The organism is Shewanella sp. 10N.7 (genome assembly GCF_020806285.1).
Classification (GTDB): Bacteria; Pseudomonadota; Gammaproteobacteria; order Enterobacterales; family Shewanellaceae; genus Shewanella; species Shewanella electrodiphila.
Genome location: NZ_JAJGZS010000020.1, coordinates 40943 through 60380 on the forward strand (window position 1 = coordinate 40943; position 19438 = coordinate 60380).

Annotated in this window: 19 protein-coding genes; 9 read left to right on the forward strand and 10 right to left on the reverse strand. The window is 40.3% G+C overall.

All coding sequences use genetic code 11. From position 1 onward, the window contains the following. The first annotated feature begins 43 nt into the window (after positions 1 to 43). The 8 genes from mrdA to lipA all read left to right on the forward strand — a co-directional run bounded on the left by mrdA (position 44) and on the right by lipA (position 8504). Positions 44 to 1900, forward strand: coding sequence for a penicillin-binding protein 2 (gene mrdA, locus LMH66_RS13530; RefSeq protein ID WP_229370638.1), 1857 nt, complete (start codon positions 44 to 46; stop codon positions 1898 to 1900). Then, on the forward strand, positions 1897 to 3009 hold the full coding sequence (rodA, locus tag LMH66_RS13535) for a rod shape-determining protein RodA (protein ID WP_229370639.1): 1113 nt from the start codon (positions 1897 to 1899) through the stop codon (positions 3007 to 3009). Before mrdA ends, rodA begins: the two co-directional genes overlap by 4 nt. Positions 3010 to 3089: 80 nt before the next feature. Then, positions 3090 to 4100: a lytic murein transglycosylase B gene (gene mltB, locus LMH66_RS13540; RefSeq protein WP_229370640.1), complete on the forward strand. Its 1011-nt coding sequence runs from the start codon at positions 3090 to 3092 to the stop codon at positions 4098 to 4100. Between the two features lie 16 nt (positions 4101 to 4116). Next, on the forward strand, positions 4117 to 4932 hold the full coding sequence (locus tag LMH66_RS13545; RefSeq protein WP_229370697.1) for a septal ring lytic transglycosylase RlpA family protein: 816 nt from the start codon (positions 4117 to 4119) through the stop codon (positions 4930 to 4932). Positions 4933 to 5185: 253 nt separating this feature from the next. Continuing rightward, positions 5186 to 6364: a serine hydrolase gene (locus LMH66_RS13550; protein ID WP_102528093.1), complete on the forward strand. Its 1179-nt coding sequence runs from the start codon at positions 5186 to 5188 to the stop codon at positions 6362 to 6364. A gap of 162 nt (positions 6365 to 6526) precedes the next feature. Further along, positions 6527 to 6793, forward strand: a complete 267-nt coding sequence (ybeD, locus tag LMH66_RS13555) for a DUF493 family protein YbeD (protein ID WP_102528094.1) — start codon at positions 6527 to 6529, stop codon at positions 6791 to 6793. Positions 6794 to 6886: 93 nt separating this feature from the next. Further along, positions 6887 to 7537, forward strand: coding sequence for a lipoyl(octanoyl) transferase LipB (lipB, locus tag LMH66_RS13560; RefSeq protein ID WP_102528141.1), 651 nt, complete (start codon positions 6887 to 6889; stop codon positions 7535 to 7537). Position 7538: 1 nt separating this feature from the next. Continuing rightward, on the forward strand, positions 7539 to 8504 hold the full coding sequence (lipA, locus tag LMH66_RS13565) for a lipoyl synthase (protein WP_102528095.1): 966 nt from the start codon (positions 7539 to 7541) through the stop codon (positions 8502 to 8504). Between the two features lie 68 nt (positions 8505 to 8572). Here lipA and LMH66_RS13570 read toward each other — a convergent pair whose 3' ends face one another. The 10 genes from LMH66_RS13570 to LMH66_RS13615 form a co-directional block, all read right to left on the reverse strand. Then, entirely contained in the window at positions 8573 to 8791 is a 219-nt protein-coding gene (locus tag LMH66_RS13570) for a DUF6500 family protein (protein ID WP_229370641.1), read from the reverse strand. Between the two features lie 143 nt (positions 8792 to 8934). Continuing rightward, positions 8935 to 9402: a ribosomal protein S18-alanine N-acetyltransferase gene (gene rimI / locus LMH66_RS13575; protein ID WP_420709424.1), complete on the reverse strand. Its 468-nt coding sequence runs from the start codon at positions 9400 to 9402 to the stop codon at positions 8935 to 8937. Positions 9403 to 9584: 182 nt separating this feature from the next. Next, a complete protein-coding gene (locus LMH66_RS13580; RefSeq protein ID WP_229370642.1) occupies positions 9585 to 9929 on the reverse strand; it encodes a hypothetical protein in 345 nt (114 codons plus the stop codon). A gap of 174 nt (positions 9930 to 10103) precedes the next feature. After that, positions 10104 to 11843, reverse strand: a complete 1740-nt coding sequence (locus LMH66_RS13585) for a GGDEF domain-containing protein (protein ID WP_229370643.1) — start codon at positions 11841 to 11843, stop codon at positions 10104 to 10106. Between the two features lie 62 nt (positions 11844 to 11905). After that, positions 11906 to 12169: a hypothetical protein gene (locus LMH66_RS13590; protein ID WP_229370645.1), complete on the reverse strand. Its 264-nt coding sequence runs from the start codon at positions 12167 to 12169 to the stop codon at positions 11906 to 11908. A 96-nt stretch (positions 12170 to 12265) separates the two neighbouring features. Further along, positions 12266 to 13054 (reverse strand): SAM-dependent methyltransferase, encoded by a 789-nt coding sequence (locus LMH66_RS13595; protein WP_229370647.1) that lies wholly within the window; start codon positions 13052 to 13054, stop codon positions 12266 to 12268. 113 nt (positions 13055 to 13167) lie between these two features. Further along, a complete protein-coding gene (locus tag LMH66_RS13600; RefSeq protein ID WP_229370648.1) occupies positions 13168 to 13665 on the reverse strand; it encodes a GNAT family N-acetyltransferase in 498 nt (165 codons plus the stop codon). A 24-nt stretch (positions 13666 to 13689) separates the two neighbouring features. Then, positions 13690 to 15453, reverse strand: a complete 1764-nt coding sequence (locus LMH66_RS13605; RefSeq protein ID WP_229370649.1) for a pepsin-like aspartyl protease — start codon at positions 15451 to 15453, stop codon at positions 13690 to 13692. Between the two features lie 337 nt (positions 15454 to 15790). Next, positions 15791 to 16201, reverse strand: a complete 411-nt coding sequence (locus LMH66_RS13610) for a TetR/AcrR family transcriptional regulator (protein ID WP_229370650.1) — start codon at positions 16199 to 16201, stop codon at positions 15791 to 15793. Between the two features lie 124 nt (positions 16202 to 16325). Then, the gene (locus tag LMH66_RS13615; protein WP_102528105.1) at positions 16326 to 17183 is read right to left on the reverse strand and encodes a GGDEF domain-containing protein; all 858 of its coding nucleotides are present in this window, start codon (positions 17181 to 17183) and stop codon (positions 16326 to 16328) included. A gap of 366 nt (positions 17184 to 17549) precedes the next feature. Here LMH66_RS13615 and LMH66_RS13620 point away from each other — a divergent pair, with 366 nt between their 5' ends. Next, entirely contained in the window at positions 17550 to 19205 is a 1656-nt protein-coding gene (locus tag LMH66_RS13620; RefSeq protein ID WP_229370651.1) for an amidohydrolase, read from the forward strand. The last annotated feature ends 233 nt before the right edge of the window (positions 19206 to 19438 follow it).

Below are 19438 nucleotides of genomic sequence, written 5' to 3' on the forward strand. Positions count from 1 at the left end.
CTAAGCTGAATTTGTCAGCCTGAACCTATCGGAGAAAGCTTAAGTGTCGCCAAAAAAGCGCATTGCCATGCACGACCACGCTGCCGAGGCGTCGCTATTCAAACGTCGTGCTTTGTTTACTTTCCTGTGCGTGTTTATCCTAATCAGTATATTGCTTTCCAACTTGTATCAGTTGCAAGTTGTCTCATTTCAAGATTATGAAACTCGCTCAAACGATAACCGTATCCGTGTTGTACCTGTAGCACCAAGTCGTGGACTTATCTATGACCGACACGGTCAGTTACTCGCTGAAAACCAACCATTTTATACTCTTGAAGTTATTCCTGAAAAAACCAAAGACATAAGCGCATCACTAGATAAACTTAACGAGTATATCGAGTTAAGTGCAGATGAACGTGAAACTATCACTGAAAGACTTCGCTATCATCGCCGCTTCAAACCATTGACGATTAAATCTCGCCTGACTGAAGAGCAAGTTGCTACCTTCAGTGTTAATCAACATCAGTTCCCAGGTTTTAGAGTCGAAGCAGGTCTTAAACGCCATTATCCCTATGAAGGTCTCATGACCCATGTACTGGGTTATGTGGGAAAAATTAATGCCCGAGATAGAACCTCACTTGAAAAATCAGGCCAATGGAAAAATTATGCTGCAACCAATGACATTGGTAAGCAAGGCATTGAAAAATATTATGAAAGCCTCTTGCTTGGAAAACCAGGGCATTTAGAAGAAGAAGTGAACAACCGTGGCCGTGTTATCCGCACTTTAAAAGCCACGCCGCCAACACCTGGGCAAGATATCTACTTAACTTTAGATTTAAAACTGCAACAAAAAGCCATGGAATTACTCGATGGACGTCGTGGTTCAGTGGTGGCAATCGATCCCCAAGATGGTGGTGTACTTGCCATGGTATCAAGCCCTACCTATGACCCTAACTTATTTGTCCATGGTATTAGTTCAAAAGCCTATAGCGCATTATTAAATGATAAATCTAGACCGCTTATTAACCGTGCTACTCAAGGGCAATATTCTCCAGCTTCAACCATTAAGCCCCATGTCGCCTTATTAGGCCTCGAAGAGAAGGCCATTACAGAGAAAACCCGCATTTGGGATCCTGGCTTTTGGCAAATTCCTAACGTTGAACGAAAGTATCGTGACTGGAAACGTTGGGGCCATGGCTGGGTTGATGTTTATAGCTCTATCATGGACTCTTGCGATACGTTTTTTTATGACCTTGCCTACAAAGTCGGTGTCGATAAAATGGCCGAGTTTATGGCTAAGTTTGGCTTTGGAGAGACGACTGGCATCGATATCTATGAAGAAGCCAATGGCATCATGCCGTCCAAAGATTGGAAACGCATGCGCTATAACCAGCCTTGGTATATTGGTGACACCATTTCAGTTGGTATTGGTCAAGGTTATTGGACCACAACGCCACTACAACTAACCAATGCAGCCACTATTTTGGCTAATCGTGGTAAACGCTTCACACCACATTTGCTGAAATCATTCAAAGATGAACCCCCTAAGATAGACACCCCAATTGATGAACGAGAACCCATTAGCCTAAATGATGATAATAATTGGGAGATTATTAACGAGGCGATGCGCCGCACAGCGCACAAATCGCGCTTTACTGACGCCACATACACTGCCGCAATGAAAACAGGTACAGCTCAGGTATTCAGTGTTGCGCAAGATGAAAAATATGATTCAGACACGATTGCAGAGCATCTTAGAGACAATGCATTAATCATTGCTTATGCCCCTTATGAAAACCCTAAAATAGTCCTCGCTGTAGTGCTAGAAAATGCCGGTTGGGGCGGCGTTAACGCAGGCCCTGTTGCCCGCGCCTTATTGGACGAATATATGTTACGTGACGAATGGAAGGTGGCAGAATGAATGCCTCACACCACCCCCATAAAAAGAGTATTTGGCAAAAGTTACACATAGACTTACCTTTGCTTCTCGGCTTATTAGCCTTAATGGTGTTTGGGCTATTCGTAATCTATTCCGCCAGTGGTGAAGACGCTGCCATGATGGAAAGACAGCTAGTACGACTCAGTTTGTCTTTGTTTGTCATGTTTGTTTTTGCGCAAATAAATCCTGAAATATTGCGGCGTTGGGCACTGCCTATTTACATAGCAGGCATCATATTACTGCTTGGAGTACACTTTTTTGGCACCATTAACAAAGGGGCACAGCGCTGGCTAAACTTAGGTTTTATGGAGTTCCAGCCATCAGAGCTGATTAAGCTTGCCTTCCCTATTACCATGGCGTGGTATATCAGTAAATTTCCACTGCCGCCTAAAAAACGTCATTTAGCCGGTGGATTAGTTATCTTATTAATCCCAACCTTATTGATCGCCAAACAACCTGATTTAGGTACCTCAATCTTGGTTGCAGCATCAGGTGTTTTTGTATTGTTTTTATCAGGCATGAGCTGGGTTATTGTCGGTTCCTGTGTCGCCGCGGTTTTGGCATTACTGCCGATATTGTGGTTTTTCTTAATGCATGATTATCAGCGCACACGGGTCATGACTTTATTTGATCCTGAGCGAGACCCCCTAGGCGCGGGTTACCATATTATCCAATCAAAAATTGCTATTGGCTCTGGTGGTTTATGGGGTAAAGGTTGGCTACAAGGTTCGCAATCTCAGTTAGAGTTTTTACCTGAAAGGCACACCGACTTTATTTTTGCAGTGGTTGGTGAAGAGTTTGGCTTAATTGGTAGTTTAATCTTACTTGCACTTTACATGTATATTATTGGCCGCGGGTTAGTGATTGCATCTCGTGCACAAACCAGTTTTGCAAGGTTACTTGCAGGCAGTATTACCTTAACCTTCTTCGTTTATATTTTTGTGAATATAGGCATGGTATCGGGCATTTTACCTGTTGTTGGTGTACCGTTACCTTTAGTCAGTTATGGTGGTACATCAATGATGACCTTGATGATTGGTTTTGGCATATTAATGAGTATTCATACTCATCGACGTTTCATAGACCGTTAAGCTTTACGCTGTATATTCGGCTTTAGGCAGGTTACAAATAATGCCAACATGATAAAACAAACATGACAAAAGGATTGTTAATGCATTTAAAAACGACATTCACTGCTGGTTTAGCCTTACTACTGAGTTGCTCAAGTCTCCAAGCAACTGAGATAAACACCGCGGACAGTTCAGAAGTGACGGCGCTCAAGCAGGCCTTTATTAGTGACCAAGTAAATAAAGGGTTCTCAGAGCAAGAAGTCAAAGATTTCCTCGCAACAGCAAATCATAATCAAGCTGTGTTAGATGCAATATCTAAACCTTGGGAAGCTAAGCCTTGGCATCAATACTATCCCATTTTTCTGACTGACAAACGCTTAGAAAAAGGCTTGGAATTTTGGCATGACAATGCTGAAACCATCAACAATGCTGCAGATAAATTCCAAGTAGACCCGCAAATCATTGTGGCTATTATTGGTATCGAAACTTTTTATGGCGGCTATATGGGCAACTATAAAGTCCAAGATGCGTTATACACCTTAGGGTTTTATTACCCACCTAGAGCGACTTTTTTCCGCAGTGAATTTGGCAACTTAATGTCATTGGTTAAAGAAGAGCAATTAGATAATGACAACCTAAAAGGTTCTTACGCTGGTGCTATGGGTTACGGCCAATTCATTCCATCAAGCTATCGCCATTACGCAGTTGATTTCAGTGGCGATGGTCGTCGTGACTTATTGAATAATAAACAAGATGCCATTGGCAGTGTCGCTAACTACTTCCACCAACATGGTTGGCAGCGCGGCGCACCTGTTACGCTAGAGCTTAACCACACTGTAGATACACCACCAAAAGCCAAAGTGTGGGTGAAAGGAAAACCAACTCAAACCGTTGCCGACATTTTAACGCCAACCTTGAGCCTTGCAAAAGCGAAAGACATCGACGCCTCTCAACGTGCTTTACTCGTGAAATTGGATCAACCAGAAGCGACAGAATACTGGTTAGGCTTAAATAATTTTTACGTGATCACCCGTTATAACCGCAGCCCGTTATATGCAATGGCGGTTTATCAGTTTAGCCAACAGTTAGAAGCCGCTTACCATGCTAATTAATCTGATTAATTCATCAATGCTAAAAAGAACGATTTTGAGCATCAGCACATTAAGTTTACTGGGGCTACTGAGTGCTTGTTCAAGTTCATCTTCTACTAGTCAAGATGACCGTTATCAAATGAAAAACGATCGCGCGCCGCAAAGTGCTCCAGATGTGAGTAAAGTTGAAGATGCGCATCCTAAATACGAACCTTATAGCCGCCAAGGTAATAAACGCACCTATACTGTCCGTGGTAAATCCTACACTGTGATGCCGAGTGCCAAAGACTTTAGTCAAAGTGGTTATGCTTCTTGGTACGGCTCTAAGTTTCACGGTCATTTAACTTCCAATGGCGAAACCTACGACATGTATTCAATGTCTGCGGCGCACAAAACTTTACCCTTGCCTAGCTACGTTAAAGTCACTAACGAAGCGAACAATAAGCAAGTGATTGTACGTGTGAATGATCGCGGCCCGTTTCATGAAGGTCGCATCATAGATTTATCCTATGCCGCCGCTTATAAACTCGACATGCTTGGAAGTGGCACCGCTAAGGTGAATATTGAAACCATCCACATTGAATCACCCGAGTCGATGGCATTGGATGAACTCAAAGATGACAGTGTGCATATCATCCAAGTGGTAGCCTCTAAAGATCAAGTAAGGATCAATGTGCTCGCCAAAGAGCTTGAAGCAAAATATAAAGTGCCAGCTTCTGTTGAGTCTGCTAATGGTTTTTATCGCTTGTTACTTGGCCCCATTGGTCAAAGTTACCTTGCGAATAAATTATTGCTGCAAATCAAACAAGATGGCTACCCACAAAGTTATTTAAGAGCGCCAACAAAAAAGTAGTCGTGCTTAATTCCACTTTGTAATCAAATTTAAAGATTGTAAATATGACATCCGACTTCAGTTAATAACCTGTGTTAAGGAACCTTAATGCCAAATTGAGGTCGACTAATGGTATAATCTTTTTAATTATGTCGTATCACTATGTAAATCAGCTAAAGTAGTTAGCTACTTTTTATTTAACCAGCTGTAATATAGATAATAATTGATAAACGACCTTACTTCTTTCACGACTGACCAGAGATGTGCAAACTCAATGAAGAATATTGTTAACACTCCGCTTAAATCTTTGCTGCTGCTTTCCGCTGTATCTTTATCTTCTCACGCAGCCAATGCACCCATGGTTATGCCAAATGCACCAACAGTTGCCGCTAAAGCTTACGTTTTAATGGACTACAACTCAGGCCGTGTTATCGCTGAAAGCAATGCCTACGAATCGCTAAACCCTGCCAGCTTAACTAAAATGATGACCAGCTATGTTATTGGTCACGAAGTTAAGGTAGGCAATATTTCACTAGAAGATGAAGTGACCATCAGTAAAAAAGCTTGGTCTAAAAACTTCCCAGACTCTTCTAAAATGTTTATCGAAGTTGGCAAGAAAGTCACTGTAGAAGACCTTAACCGTGGCATCATCATTCAATCAGGTAACGATGCTTGTGTTGCAATGGCTGAGCATATTGCTGGTACAGAAGATGGCTTTGTTGATTTAATGAATTCATGGTCAAAGCAGCTTGGCATGACCCAAAGTTACTTTGAAAACTCTCATGGTTTAGATTCAGACAATCACAAAACCACGGCTTATGACATGGCTTTGTTAGGCGCAGCCTTAATCCGCGACGTTCCTGATGAATACCGTGTATATTCAGAAAAATCGTTTACGTTTAACGGTATCAAACAATATAACCGTAACGGTTTATTGTGGGATAACAGCCTTAACGTTGACGGCATTAAAACCGGTCATACTTCAGGCGCTGGTTATAACTTAGTTTCTTCAGCAACCAATGATGGTATGCGCTTAATCACCGTAGTGATGGGCACAAACAGTGAATCAGCGCGTAAAGCTGAAAGTAAAAAACTGCTTAACTATGGTTTCCGTTTCTTTGAATCAATCACGCCGTATAAAGCGGGTGATACTTTTGTCACCCAGAAAATCTGGTACGGCGATCGTGAAAACGTTGATTTAGGTGTCGTAACTGATACGCCTATTACCATTAACCGTGGTCAAGCGAAAAACCTAGAAGCAAACTTCGAGCTAACTAAACCACTAACAGCGCCATTAGCTAAAGGCGAAACTGTAGGCCGTATCTTCTTCCAGCTTAATGGTAAAGATATTGCTGAGTTCCCACTTGTTACACTTAATGAAGTTAACGAAGGTAGCTGGTTTAGCAAACTGATGGATTACTTCAAGCAAATGTTTGAAGGCTGGTTTAGTTAATCAGTACCAGTAGAGACTCTAATAATTAAAGCTACCTTCGGGTGGCTTTAATTTTTTATGCTTAGGATAAATGCATAGACTCTGTGTTATAAGCCTTGTATTACAGTATAATTACCCCATATAGAACAGATAGCACATATTACAACTGCAGAGAGCAAACACATGTTAGAAACAAACTTTGGCGAACTAATGGAATTTCCGAATTCTTGCCCATTCAAAGTGATTGGTACTGCCGATGATACCCTAGCGGATCGCATTGTTGCAGTAGCGCAACAGCTTGCTCCAGGTGACTATGCACCGACTGTGAAAGCATCAAGCAAAGGCACTTACTATGCGATTTCAATCCGCATTACTGTGACCAGCAAAGAGCATATCGAGCAGGTTTATACCGACCTTGCGGCAATCGAAGGCGTGAATCGCGTACTTTAACCATGAGCGAAATGTGATCAAGCTAACACTTTGATGTCATTTTGCTGCTAGGTGCGTATAATAAGCCAACTTTTTTGAGGGGAGAGGTTGCCCTTGCAAACTCAAGCGTTACACATCAGACATCTTGGTCGCCAAGATTACGAATCCGTATGGCATGCAATGCAGGCTTATACCGATAATCGTGACAGCGAAAGCAACGATGAATTATGGATTGTTGAACACTCGCCCGTATTCACCCAAGGCCAAGCAGGCAAAAGCGAGCACATCCTTAATCCAGGTGATATCCCAGTGATCCAAGTTGACCGTGGTGGCCAAGTGACCTATCACGGGCCGGGCCAGTTAGTTGTCTATCCACTTATCGACATAAAACGCGGTAAACTCGGCGTCAGACAGTTAGTTAATAACATTGAACAAAGTATTGTTGATATGCTGGCAATGTATGACGTTAACGCATATGCAAAAGCTGACGCTCCCGGTGTCTATGTCGATGAACGTAAAGTTGCCTCACTAGGGCTTCGCATTCGTAAAGGCTGCTCATTTCATGGTCTAGCACTTAACGTCGATATGGACTTAGCACCGTTCCAACGCATTAACCCTTGCGGTTACGCGGGTCTTGAAATGGTGCAATGCAAAGCATTAGGCGGCCCTCAAACCGTTAACGATGCTGGCGACAAACTGATTCAAACATTAAGCAAAGTATTGGGCTACCAAGAACTTGTACATCATCAAGGATTAGCAGAATAATATGAATAGGCCTGAAAGATTACAACCTGGTGTAAAACTGCGTGATGCCGAAAAAGTCGCACGTATTCCAGTAAAAGTGGTTCCTTCTGAAAAGGAAACCATGTTACGCAAACCAAACTGGTTACGCGTAAAGCTACCTGCATCAAACCAGCGTATTACTGAGATTAAATCAGCATTACGTAAAAATGGTTTGCACTCAGTTTGTGAAGAAGCATCGTGCCCTAACCTCGCTGAATGCTTTAACCACGGTACAGCCACCTTTATGATCTTAGGTGCTATCTGTACTCGTCGTTGCCCTTTCTGTGATGTTGCCCATGGTCGTCCGCTTAAACCTGACGCAGCTGAACCTAAAAAGCTTGCCCAAACCATCAAAGACATGAAGCTTAAATATGTGGTTATTACCTCAGTGGATCGTGATGATTTACGTGATGGCGGCGCACAACATTTTGCAGATTGTATTCGTGAAATCCGCATACTTAATCCTGAAATTAAAATTGAGATTTTAGTCCCTGATTTCCGTGGTCGTATTGATGCAGCGCTCGATATTATTGCGACTGAGCCACCTGATGTGTTCAACCATAACCTTGAAACTGCGCCTAAGCATTACCGTAAAGCGCGTCCTGGGGCGAACTATCAATGGTCATTAGATTTACTGAAACGCTTTAAAGAGCGTCACCCTGATGTGCCAACAAAATCTGGCTTAATGATGGGTTTAGGTGAAACTAACGAAGAAATCGCAGATGTGTTACGTGACTTACGTAAACACGATGTTGAAATGCTCACTCTAGGTCAGTACTTACAGCCGTCTAAGTTCCATTTACCGGTTGAACGTTACGTGCCGCCAGCTGAGTTCGATGCATTAAAAGACTTGGCTGATGAACTTGGCTTTACCCATGCAGCTTGCGGACCGTTAGTTCGCTCAAGCTACCATGCAGATTTACAAGCTCAAGGTAAAGAAGTGAAATAAACTTTCTTCCTCGTAAAAAAACGGCGCTTTAAGCGCCGTTTTTATTTGCCTAAATAAAACGACTCAAGTTACAAACCGCTTTCAACCATGGCTTTAATCTCTTTTGCCTTAACAAAATGGTCAAGCCGATGAGTTTCAATCCACCAAGTAGCGGCTTCCATCAATAGCTCAGGATTGTCATTTTTGTTGGCAAAAAAAGCATAAAAAGATAAACCAACGTTATCGCCTTTTGCGGCTATTTTCTTATCGCAAACTTGAATAATCTTTGCTCTTAATGCGTCTCTCATTTTTATCCTTATATTAAAGTGGCTTTACATCGGTAAATGCATTAAATCACTGCTCAAGAAATAGTTAACAAGCTAAGGCATAGCCAATAAGTTAAAACAAAGTCATAGAGAGTCAAAGACAGTCAAAGAGAGCTAAAGAAAACCTAAAGCCTGTAATCCATTAAAATCGCATCTTCACGACCCGACTCTGCAGGGTAATAGCCTATTCTACGACCTGACTCTACAAAGCCCAGTTTTTGATATAAGCCTATTGCCGCTTGGTTAGACTGACGCACCTCAAGCATGACAATCACAGCCTCATGCTGTTTTGCGTCGCTAATAATATGATTCAGCAAGTGTAAACCTAAGCCTTTACCTTGAAACTGCGGATTGATGCAAATATCTAACAAAGTCATCTCATCAACTATTTGCTGCACTATCGCAAAACCAATAAGTTGTTCACCTTCGTAAGCACCAAAAACGCGATACAAGCGCCCAAAACAGTCTTCTAGATTGGACAAGCTCATAGGATGACTATGAGCTTGATTTTCAACAATAGACATCTCAGCAGCGTTTTCAGGGCTAAGAGGTTTAATCACTATAGAATTCGAGAATGAGCTTGTTTCTGACATAGTTTTTAAAATAGGTTTCTTAAAATAGGGTTCTTAGAAAAATAGTTAACTGTTACTACTGTTGAAATCACGATTAAGATGGCTGTAAGCTGGCTATAAAGATTAGAAATCTCTTTATCCGAACTGCTATTTACCAAAGCGGTTCTTTATCAAAACGCTTTATTATCAAAATACGGATTTAATTAGGCTGCGGTTTTAGCAAGGTATTGGTATATCTGTTGCCATAATTCGCGCTTAGCTTGATGACCTGTTTCAAGAGCTGCTAATGGTGCAGATACCAGCCAAGCGACTCTAGGGCGCACCTTTAATTTGCGCATATCCCACACCACTTGCATTCCTTTGACCATCTCAGTATCAAATTCACAATCGTTCAGGTCTACACTCAGTAACCCCAAAATCTCTAGGACAATGGCATGCTGAGAAATATCAGTATCAGAATCTTGAATAATAAGATAAGGCTTACCTTTGGCATCAGCACTGCGCCAACGAGATACACCCATTGCATCTAAATAAGCTGATTTATCCAAACTGGTCTCCAAAATGAGTAAGTGAACGCATAATTTCTTGATAAATAGAATAACAGTTCACTACTCGGTTTGTTACCCAAAAATAAAGCGATTAACGCTTTGGGCGCAATCGCTTTATCTGTAAACGGCTTATCTCTTGTGGCATTAACATTATGGCGTTAAGTCAGTGTAAAACTAAATAATCACCGAGCAAGATTCTTTAGAAGCAAGTACATCGGCATAGTTACATACTTTATTACGGCCAGTGCTTTTAGCTAGATACATGGCATTGTCCGCATGACCTGTTAGTGCTTCAACACTATAACCAGACTGCACACTGTCAGTGACTCCAAAACTTGCAGTAATAGGGAACGTGTAACCGCTTGGGCTGCTATCAATATTGGCAATCGCCTTACGGTAATCTTCAGCAATCTTTAATGCCGTAACGGCATCGCAACGAGACAAGATAATACAAAATTCCTCCCCGCCTAAGCGAGCAAAAATATCATTTGTACGGCCTATATTCTTACAAGTACGGGCAACACTTTTAAGCACCCAATCACCACATGCATGGCCATAGTTGTCGTTGATAGTTTTAAACTTATCTAAATCGAATAAAATACAACTAATATCGTCTTGATTAACTTGGCAAGCTGACATCGCATCTTGCGCTGCCGTATTAAAATGGCCACGGTTATAAATTTGAGTTAACGAGTCTATTTGAGCAAGGTGTTTCAAACGCTTTTGGTTTCTGTTCGAGCGAATAGCCGCAATGGCCAACAAACTGATCACCATGATCAGCAAAGCCATAAACAAACGATTATTTTCAGTTTCACTTTCAGCTAAGCGCTGACTAGCTTGCAATAGTTTGTTCTGTTTGTTGAGTAATTCGATTTGGACTTTTTGTTCGACGGCTTTATGTTGCGCTAACTGAAAAGCGAGATATTTGGTTTTGAGATCGTCAAAGTATGACTTTTCGGCTTCAGCAAACTTTATGTAGTAAAATAGAGCAGTTTCAAAGTCACTTTCCTGTACTGCAACTTGATATAATACTTCATATGCAATCATTGAAGGCTCAGAATTTAAAATACCGCTACTAATTGAAATACTCTCGTTACCATAAAGTTTCGCTTTTTCAATCAGTTTTTCAGATAAATAAGCTTGAGACAATAAAGAATAAAATTGTGACAAAATAGGTATATAACTTGATTCTTTTAAGGCATCAATATTTTCTAAAATTAGACCAATTGCCTTCTTATTCTGACCTTCCTGAATATAAAGTTTAGCAATAAATGTATTAGTTAAATTATACCAAACAACTTCATCACTAATTAAGCAAGAGCTCAATGCAGCCTTAATGGCTTCCGATTTTACATGTAATTGTTTCAGATGAAATTTTGACTCAACAATTTGTTGTTTAACGATACAATTATTTCGTCCTTGAATACTCAATGAATTTAGTTGGTTTGCGTATTTTAACGCCAGCTCATATTGTCCTAAATGATTATAAAATATGGCAGCAGCAGAGATACCTAGCTGACTAATTTCTGGGTTATCAATTAAATGTAAATTCTCTAAATTATATTCCAGATAACTTAAACCTTCACTCCATTGTTTAGTATAAGCAAAAATATTTATCAAAGATAAATTGGCTCTGAACTTTAGTTCTGTGGATGAACTTGTGTCACTTATTTTTTCCCATACTTCCTGAGCTTGAGTAAAATCACCTTTGTAAGCTAATTGATATGCTAATAAATAATCATAATACTCAGCTTGCTCAAGAGATAAAGTATGTCGCTTGGAATTTATTTTCTCTAAAATGAGATTAAATTGCTGTGATTGCTGGCTGCGAACTTTATCTGCATCACTCAATAAAGAATCAACATCTAGCACTTCTAATTCATTATTAGCCACGTCAGCGAGCGAACAGTTCATAAATGTACAAACTATAATAATCGTCCACAGCAATTTAACCATTAGATTCATTTTTAAGTATCTTAATTACAATTTGTTTTACTTTCTGAAGGCGATTCAGTCTCGCTTTCCTCTTCACCCTCATCTTCATCAGCAGGCAATAATCCACATACCAATTCAGCACAAACATTTAGCTCTTTTGTTAACGAACTAACATCTTTATTCAAAAGTGACTTTTTCAATTCAGGGCTTAGCTCAGCTTGAATGATTGCCTCATTATAATTTTCCAATGTTGATAAGTTTGAATCTTGCCCCATACGCTCTAGTAACTCGATTACACTTGACATCATATCTCCTTTTATTATTAATTTGCCGATGATTAGGCTTTTTTATAATGCAGCATAATTGATTATGCTATTACACTATATAAGTGGCGCGACATCCTACTGCGCTAATTCTTGCTCAATTCCAGCTAAACGTGCTACAAGCTTTTCATTTGGCTGCATTTTTTGGCTCGGTGGAATCACTAAAGTGGTGTGCATATGAATCTCAGCAGTGACCAACTCTGAAAGCGATAGAGTTTCTATGCGAATCTTATCTATTGGAAGCACCGCTGCTTCATATAAAATAACTTGGTGATCCAGTGGGTAAACTTCACCAAGTAACTCAATTAGCACTTGCCTGTGGGCGGCACCTGTTGAAAATTTAGTTAATGACTTATCTCCAGCTAAACCAATTTGCCATAAAATCAGATAGCAAGATGGGTCATATTGACGTTTATAAAACATAAACTGACTTGTCTCAAACTGCTGACACCCAAAACGACCGGGATCAATTCCTAAGTCAGCAATTAAACAATCTTCTGCTGAAATCCCTGGTACCATGCGCGCTTGATAACCTTCAGCTTTCGCCATAGCAATAGACTTATGCGGCGCTTGAGCAAATACACCAGGGTGACCATAAAAAGCTCCTACTACATTCTTGCCCGCTCTAACTTCAGCCATCATCGCATCAACCATTTCATTGTAAGTAATCTGCCGAGACTTACCTTCTTGGTAGTAGATTTGTAAACTACGAACATCAGAATGCATTTCTTGTAACCACAGCTCCGTTACACCGTGAGAAACACCAGAAAAAATGACATCTGCATTTTCAATGTAACTTTTACTTAAGGGGCAAATATGCGCTCCCAATGTCATTCCAATGCCAACACACGTTAAACTTCCTACCATGTACCTACTCTTTCTAATAAATAAGTTTTAAGTTTCGTAAAAAACAAGATAACAGCTAAACAATTGCAATGGAATTGTTACAATGAAGTCTATCCTTATTAACACTTACATTATTAAAAAGGTGAAACTTTTTTGTAGCTAACTTTGTTACCATCAACGTGAATTTCTTTAAACCCTGCTTTGAGTACTACTCTTTTACTTGCTCTATTTTGTATTGACGAATAAGCAAAAGTTGTTTTTAGCTTTAATATATTAAATGCATAATCAACCATTCCAACAAGGGCCTCCTCTGGATAAAACTTACCTTGTGCACTTCGTGACAAAATCAGACCAGCTTCAGCCTCTAAGTTATCTTCATAATGCATTGATAAATTCTGAATACCGCAAATATCACCAGTTTTTTTTTCTACGATAACCCAAAGTAATTGTCTTAGTGGAAACTTAAGGTTCAGTTTAATAGCTGAATTGAATAACGAAATAGTTTTTTCTGTGGTAAATGGCTCCGCTATATGTCGCATTATCTTAGGATCTGTATATAAGCTTACAAAAAAGTCTTTATCTTCTTTTTGCAACAAGCGCATCTTCAATCGTTCGGTTTCAAACTCATGCATATAACTTTCCTTGAGAATAGAGTATCAATCTCTTTGATCTGCAAACCGAATCACGCCCGTTTCGTGGGCCGAACGATCAAAAACCACGTAATAATCATTGAGTAATGGTAAACCTAATAAACACTGGTTAGGCCAACGAGGCAGCTGCCCCATTATTTTAAAACACGCTTTACCAGGACTTGGCGAGTTCAGCTGCCAATAATGTTCTGGCTTACAAGTGACGGTTATCGCTTTATCAATCACTTCATTTTCTTTATCAGGACATTCGTTGGTGATTTCACCATCAAAGGTGAAGTGCAGTGTCGGCCAATGGCTCAAATCATTGGGGTGATGACCCGTCATATCACGGCCTTTAAATAGCTCAGTCATATCAATCCCCTCTTCTTGCAAGCGGATATCTTTAAACGGGGTGACTAGCTCCACAAACGCTTCTGACACATTGCCAAAGCCTTGCAACATAGCTTCGTACAATAAGTTAGTTAGCAAAATCCCTGACACCCCAGTATCAATAATGGCGTTACTTTTATGGGAAGGAATGTATTTTTCTTGCAAAGCTGGGGCTTCGACAGGCGCTTGGTCGCCGACACTCATGGAGTACAATTTGACGTTGTAATAGCGATTATGAATAACATCAATGGTTTTAAACTTTCCCTGATATAGTTCGGTATGCTCTTTGCCACCACCTAAAATCAACCAGCCTTTGTTAAGTGGATCGGCAGCGATTTGCTCTTGGGTATAGTCATCTTTAGCAATATGAATACTTGAGCGCTTTGAATGAAAAGCAAAACGATTGTTGGTTAAACCGCTATTGTTAAGGCGGGTAAAATACGGGACAACGGTCTGTTGTGGCTGCTTTTTAAGAAACTTTCGAAAGCGTTTTAAATCTTCGCCGCTAAAGCGTTCTTGCTCGTCAGACTCATCACAACTCCTCGCGTCATGATCACTATGTGCAGGGCACACTGAGTTAGGTTCTAAAAATGGCCATGGGAATGTCGATGCAGGCTTAATTTCATGTTGTTCAATATAGGCAGTTAAATCGTAGCTCTTGTTCAAGCCATAATAAGCAAGACCCAGTATTCCATCTGCATCGGCAAAGGTTTTTTGATGCTCTAACGAGGGTACAATTGCTACAGGGCAGCCTTCTAAATCAAGCGGTTCATGAGCGAGGTTAAGATGCGGCACATGTGTTGTCGTATTTTTATCTAGTGAATCTTGCGCTAACAAATCATCTTTAAGCCCATCTTGGCTGACACTCACCTTGGTATGCACTAATGGCCCATCCCAACCGCCTGCACCATAAATCACCTGCTGAGCAAATGGGCCAGATTGCAGTAGCTGATCATCGTGCGGTCTGTAGACCTGCTTTTTAACGACTAAGGTACTACTACCAGTATCAACGATTAGATTTGCTGGACGACCTTCACTTCCAAGGTGCATTTGCACACAGTAGCCGCCTTTGGCAAACACATTAACTAGAGGCAATTTTACTGTACGTGTTTGAGAGCTAACGGAATCGATTGCAGTATCTGTGTCTGTGTCTGTGTCTGTGTCTGTGTCAGGAGCATGAGCTACTTCAGCTTTAAGTGCTGAATTAACTGTAGAAGCTACAGCCTGTTTAGACTCTTCAAGATGCTGCTGCATTTGATTATGGTGATGACAGTGGCCTAATAGGTGTTGATGGTGATCGTCTTCAGATGCTTGAATAGCTGCTTGTTGATTGAGCGCTTGCTCTTCTAAGATTGCCGTTTCTTCAGTTAGGGGGGCACCATTATTGCCTTGCTCACTCATTAAGCTTTTGCTTCCTTGCTATTGATACATTTTCTGCAGTATCGATAGATTCATAGCCATATTAAAAATTACGGCATGTAATTCATTAAGTTATGCCTCTTACTTTAAATTAACATTGTTACAGTTGTCACGAAATAGTTATGTAAACTATGATTTTTATCTGTGATTTTTACCTGTCTGCTGTAAATGTATCGAGCCAAATAAACTGAACCAAATAAACTGAAAACTGCCAAGAGTTAACATTCAGGCATAAAAAAGCCTTAACAATAAGGCTTATTGGGGGGATTCGCGGGCATATACAAGCGAAAATTTAACGGTGTGTATCCATAGACCAGTATTAAATTGAATTCTGTTTTTTTTCCATATCGAGAAACTCGAAGCCGCGCTTTAAGAATTTGAACTCTTCTTTTTCAGGTAATAGTGTTATCAATGATGTTAACTCAGCAAAAATATGCTCAAGTGCTAATCGGTCTTTGTCTTTTAAATGATTAAAAATAAGCGGTCTTAATACCATACTGAAAATCATTGCAAAGTCTTCAAAACGTTGCTCATTAATGGCTGTGATATTCATTTGAACTTCTTCGATACAAAGCGCGGCTAAAATTTCATTTTTATCACGGAAATTTTGGTAACAACAGGCTCTAGATAACCCACAAGCCCTAGGGACATCCGACATTGAAAAGTTAATCACACCATGCTGTTTGATTAATTCTTTTGCTGCATTCAGGAGTCGTTGCTCTGTTGTCATAGTGGTCTCTGTAACACTTATATTTGTACAGTATATAACAACTGACTTTGCACTTGTATAGCCGCTAGTCTAGTCATTTTAATAGTCCTCTAGAGAACTTGAATTTTATCATATTCAGGTCCTACTAAAAACTAGACTTATCAATATCTAAAGCATACTTGGGAAATTGTGATGAGGTTAAATGTGGCTGAAAATACTGATGTGAAACTTCATTACGCTTAGCAGAATACATCGCAATATCGGCATTTTTCATCAGCGACTTTCTATCCTGTCCATCCTTGGGAAATTGGGCAATCCCAATGCTAGCACCAATAACAATCATGTGCCCAGAGCATGGAATATCAACGAGTAGAGCTTGTTCGATTTGTTTGGCTATTATTGAGATATTGCGATCCTGAGCATCAGGAATAATAATGGCAATCTCATCACCGCCAATTCTTGCAGCAAGTGCGTCTGCTGGTAACACGCTGTCTATACGTTCAGCCACAATCTGTAAAACTCTGTCACCTTCTGAATGACCAAAAGTATCATTAATCATTTTGAAATTATTAATGTCTAACATCATGCAATAAAACGTCTCAGGTTCTTTTGCAATGAATTGATCAATACTTCGATAATACTGTTGACGGTTAGGTAGCCCTGTAAGCAAATCATGATTAGCTTGATGGTTTTTTTCTTGCAGTAAATTATCCATATTCTCGATTGTTTGCTTGCTCAAACGTGTCACCAAATAAACAAACCAACCTCCGGCAAAAAAGATCCCTGCGACAACCAATTGAATAAAATTAACGGTTTCCTGAGCCTTCAATAATAATGATAAATAGCTAAAATAACTCACAATAAACAATGCGATTAGCATCAACAGGGTTAGCCAACCTTTGCTGCTAAATTGAGAGTAAGCACAAATTTGATATGCAGGCTTTAAGGATAAACTCAGTCCAATTAACCCTAAAAGTACTAATATTGACGCGCTTAACCCCATAACCTCTCCACTTGCCTTTGCTTAATACTGCTTCTCAACTTTTTGTCTAAATCTTTTTTGTTTACACTTTTTGCCTAAACATCATGATTTAAATCAGAATACCGTTATTGTACTTAAATAGTCACTCGCTTGAATATTACACCAGTAACACTAGTAGCAAGTCGTTTAAGACATTTCTAGTGTAGCAGTTATCACGTTAGTTGCTTGCCATTCACCAGCTTAATGAATCTGTCGATTACGCATTAACATGTTTATTTCACTCTCGTTTTTCTACAAAAAACCAGTTAACATAAAATCAACAACAAAAATTAAATATTGTTCAATAGCTAAAAGACAAAACAATAAGAACATGGAACGAATTAACACATGATAAATACCTACAAAAAGCTGCTTATCACTTGTATCTGTTTAGTCAGTTTCCCCGCACTTAGCCAGAGTCAATTGATCAGTAACATCCATGGATATACTGTTCAAGATGGCAATCTCATCGAGTTTAGAGCTTTGCAATTTGATGGTGACACCATCGAAAAAATATATACCGAACAAGACAACTTACCCTATAAAACCGAAGCTAATATCAATCATATTGATGGTAAAGGTCGAACCTTACTTCCGGGCTTAATTGATGCTCACGGGCATGTATTGAGTTACGGTTTGAGCTTGATGCGTGCTCAATTACGCGACAGTGAATCAGAATACGATGCTGTTAATATTGTCGATGAATTTAGGCAGCAACAGTCTTCATTACACTGGGTACAAGGCAGAGGTTGGAACCAAGTATTATGGCCAAGTAAGCAATTTCCTACTGCCGCCTCTCTCGATAAGATATTTCCTGACACGCCTGTATGGTTAGTACGAATTGATGGGCACGCTGGCTGGGCAAATTCAGCAGCAATGGCAGTTGCTGGAGTCGATATCAATTCAATCAGTCCAGCAGGCGGCGAGATCCTTCGCCATAAAAATGGTCAGCCTACTGGCGTATTTATTGATAATGCCATGAGCTTAATTACCAACAATATCCCTAAACTGTCGATTGAAGAGCAACAAGCAGTGCTAGAAACAGCTTTAACCTCATTAGCAGAATTAGGGTTAACCAGTGTACATGACGCTGGGATTCAGTCTGATACCATTGCGGCTTATCAAGCTTTGGACTTACGCAGTAAAATGCCTATTCGCGTTTACGGCATGATTGACGCTGAAGATCCTGAGTTTGATCAATTAATGGCTGCAGGACCATACCGTATTGATACCGATAAATTCCGTGTTAGCAGTGTTAAAATTTCTGCTGACGGCGCATTAGGCAGTCGCGGCGCTGCGTTAATTGAAGATTATAGTGACTTAAAAGGCCACAAGGGGTTATTGCTATATTCGCCACAAGCCTTAGGCGATAAGATTGAAAAAGCCATGAAAGCAGGGTTTCAGGTTAATACCCACGCAATTGGTGATAATGCCAATCAAATTGTTTTAGATCATTACCAATCATTAATTGCCAACAGTAACAGTCGCCATTTACGTCACCGTATTGAACATGCACAAGTATTGCAGCTCAGTGATATTTCTCGATTTGCTGAGCTCAATGTGATTGCTTCTATGCAGGCAACACATGCCACCAGCGATAAGAATATGGCAGAAGATAGAGTGGGCAACTCGCGAATAAAGGGCGCTTACGCTTGGCGTAAATTAATCAATGCGGGCGCTGTTATTGCAGCAGGTTCTGACTTTCCCATTGAGTCCCCTAACCCTTTTTATGGCCTTCATGCCTCTGTGACCAGACAAGACCATGACAATCAGCCGGTTGATGGTTGGTACCGTAGAGAAAGCATGACAATCACTGAAGCGCTCGCCAGCTTTACCACTAATGCCGCTTTTGCTGGTCATCAGGAAAAAGAGATTGGTCAGCTAAAACCAGGAATGAAAGCTGATTTTATCTTAATCGAAACCGATATTTTCTCAGCCCCTGTTGAAGACATTTGGAAAACCAAAGTCAGCGAAACCTGGGTTAATGGACAACGAGTACATTGATACAACTATGCTCGACTTGTTCAAGTCGTTACATCTAATTGAAATGCTAAGGGCAGATAAACCTTTATCAGCCCTTGTGTTCAACCTCTGTTGTTTCAGTCAATTCAGTGAACCTTTCATAAAGCTAGCAACCTGTTAGCCACCACAATCCATTCAACGTTCTAACAATATTTTAAAAAAAAATAACCCTTTTCTATATTGTCTGCGTTTATAGCAATAACAACGAATTTACT

Excerpts from the sequence above, each read along its gene's own strand:
- LMH66_RS13595 (WP_229370647.1), bottom strand. The coding sequence starts at position 13,054 with ATGGTAGGAAGTTTAACGTGTGTTGGCATTGGAATGACATTGGGAGCG.
- LMH66_RS13570 (WP_229370641.1), bottom strand. The coding sequence starts at position 8,791 with ATGAGAGACGCATTAAGAGCAAAGATTATTCAAGTTTGCGATAAGAAA.
- LMH66_RS13550 (WP_102528093.1), top strand. The coding sequence starts at position 5,186 with ATGAAGAATATTGTTAACACTCCGCTTAAATCTTTGCTGCTGCTTTCC.
- rimI (WP_420709424.1), bottom strand. The coding sequence starts at position 9,402 with ATGTCAGAAACAAGCTCATTCTCGAATTCTATAGTGATTAAACCTCTT.
- LMH66_RS13620 (WP_229370651.1), top strand. The coding sequence starts at position 17,550 with ATGATAAATACCTACAAAAAGCTGCTTATCACTTGTATCTGTTTAGTC.
- LMH66_RS13585 (WP_229370643.1), bottom strand. The coding sequence starts at position 11,843 with ATGAACTGTTCGCTCGCTGACGTGGCTAATAATGAATTAGAAGTGCTA.
- lipA (WP_102528095.1), top strand. The coding sequence starts at position 7,539 with ATGAATAGGCCTGAAAGATTACAACCTGGTGTAAAACTGCGTGATGCC.
- LMH66_RS13610 (WP_229370650.1), bottom strand. The coding sequence starts at position 16,201 with ATGACAACAGAGCAACGACTCCTGAATGCAGCAAAAGAATTAATCAAA.
- ybeD (WP_102528094.1), top strand. The coding sequence starts at position 6,527 with ATGTTAGAAACAAACTTTGGCGAACTAATGGAATTTCCGAATTCTTGC.
- LMH66_RS13615 (WP_102528105.1), bottom strand. The coding sequence starts at position 17,183 with ATGGGGTTAAGCGCGTCAATATTAGTACTTTTAGGGTTAATTGGACTG.
- LMH66_RS13590 (WP_229370645.1), bottom strand. The coding sequence starts at position 12,169 with ATGTCAAGTGTAATCGAGTTACTAGAGCGTATGGGGCAAGATTCAAAC.
- LMH66_RS13600 (WP_229370648.1), bottom strand. The coding sequence starts at position 13,665 with ATGCATGAGTTTGAAACCGAACGATTGAAGATGCGCTTGTTGCAAAAA.
- LMH66_RS13545 (WP_229370697.1), top strand. The coding sequence starts at position 4,117 with ATGCTAAAAAGAACGATTTTGAGCATCAGCACATTAAGTTTACTGGGG.
- LMH66_RS13605 (WP_229370649.1), bottom strand. The coding sequence starts at position 15,453 with ATGAGTGAGCAAGGCAATAATGGTGCCCCCCTAACTGAAGAAACGGCA.
- mltB (WP_229370640.1), top strand. The coding sequence starts at position 3,090 with ATGCATTTAAAAACGACATTCACTGCTGGTTTAGCCTTACTACTGAGT.
- rodA (WP_229370639.1), top strand. The coding sequence starts at position 1,897 with ATGAATGCCTCACACCACCCCCATAAAAAGAGTATTTGGCAAAAGTTA.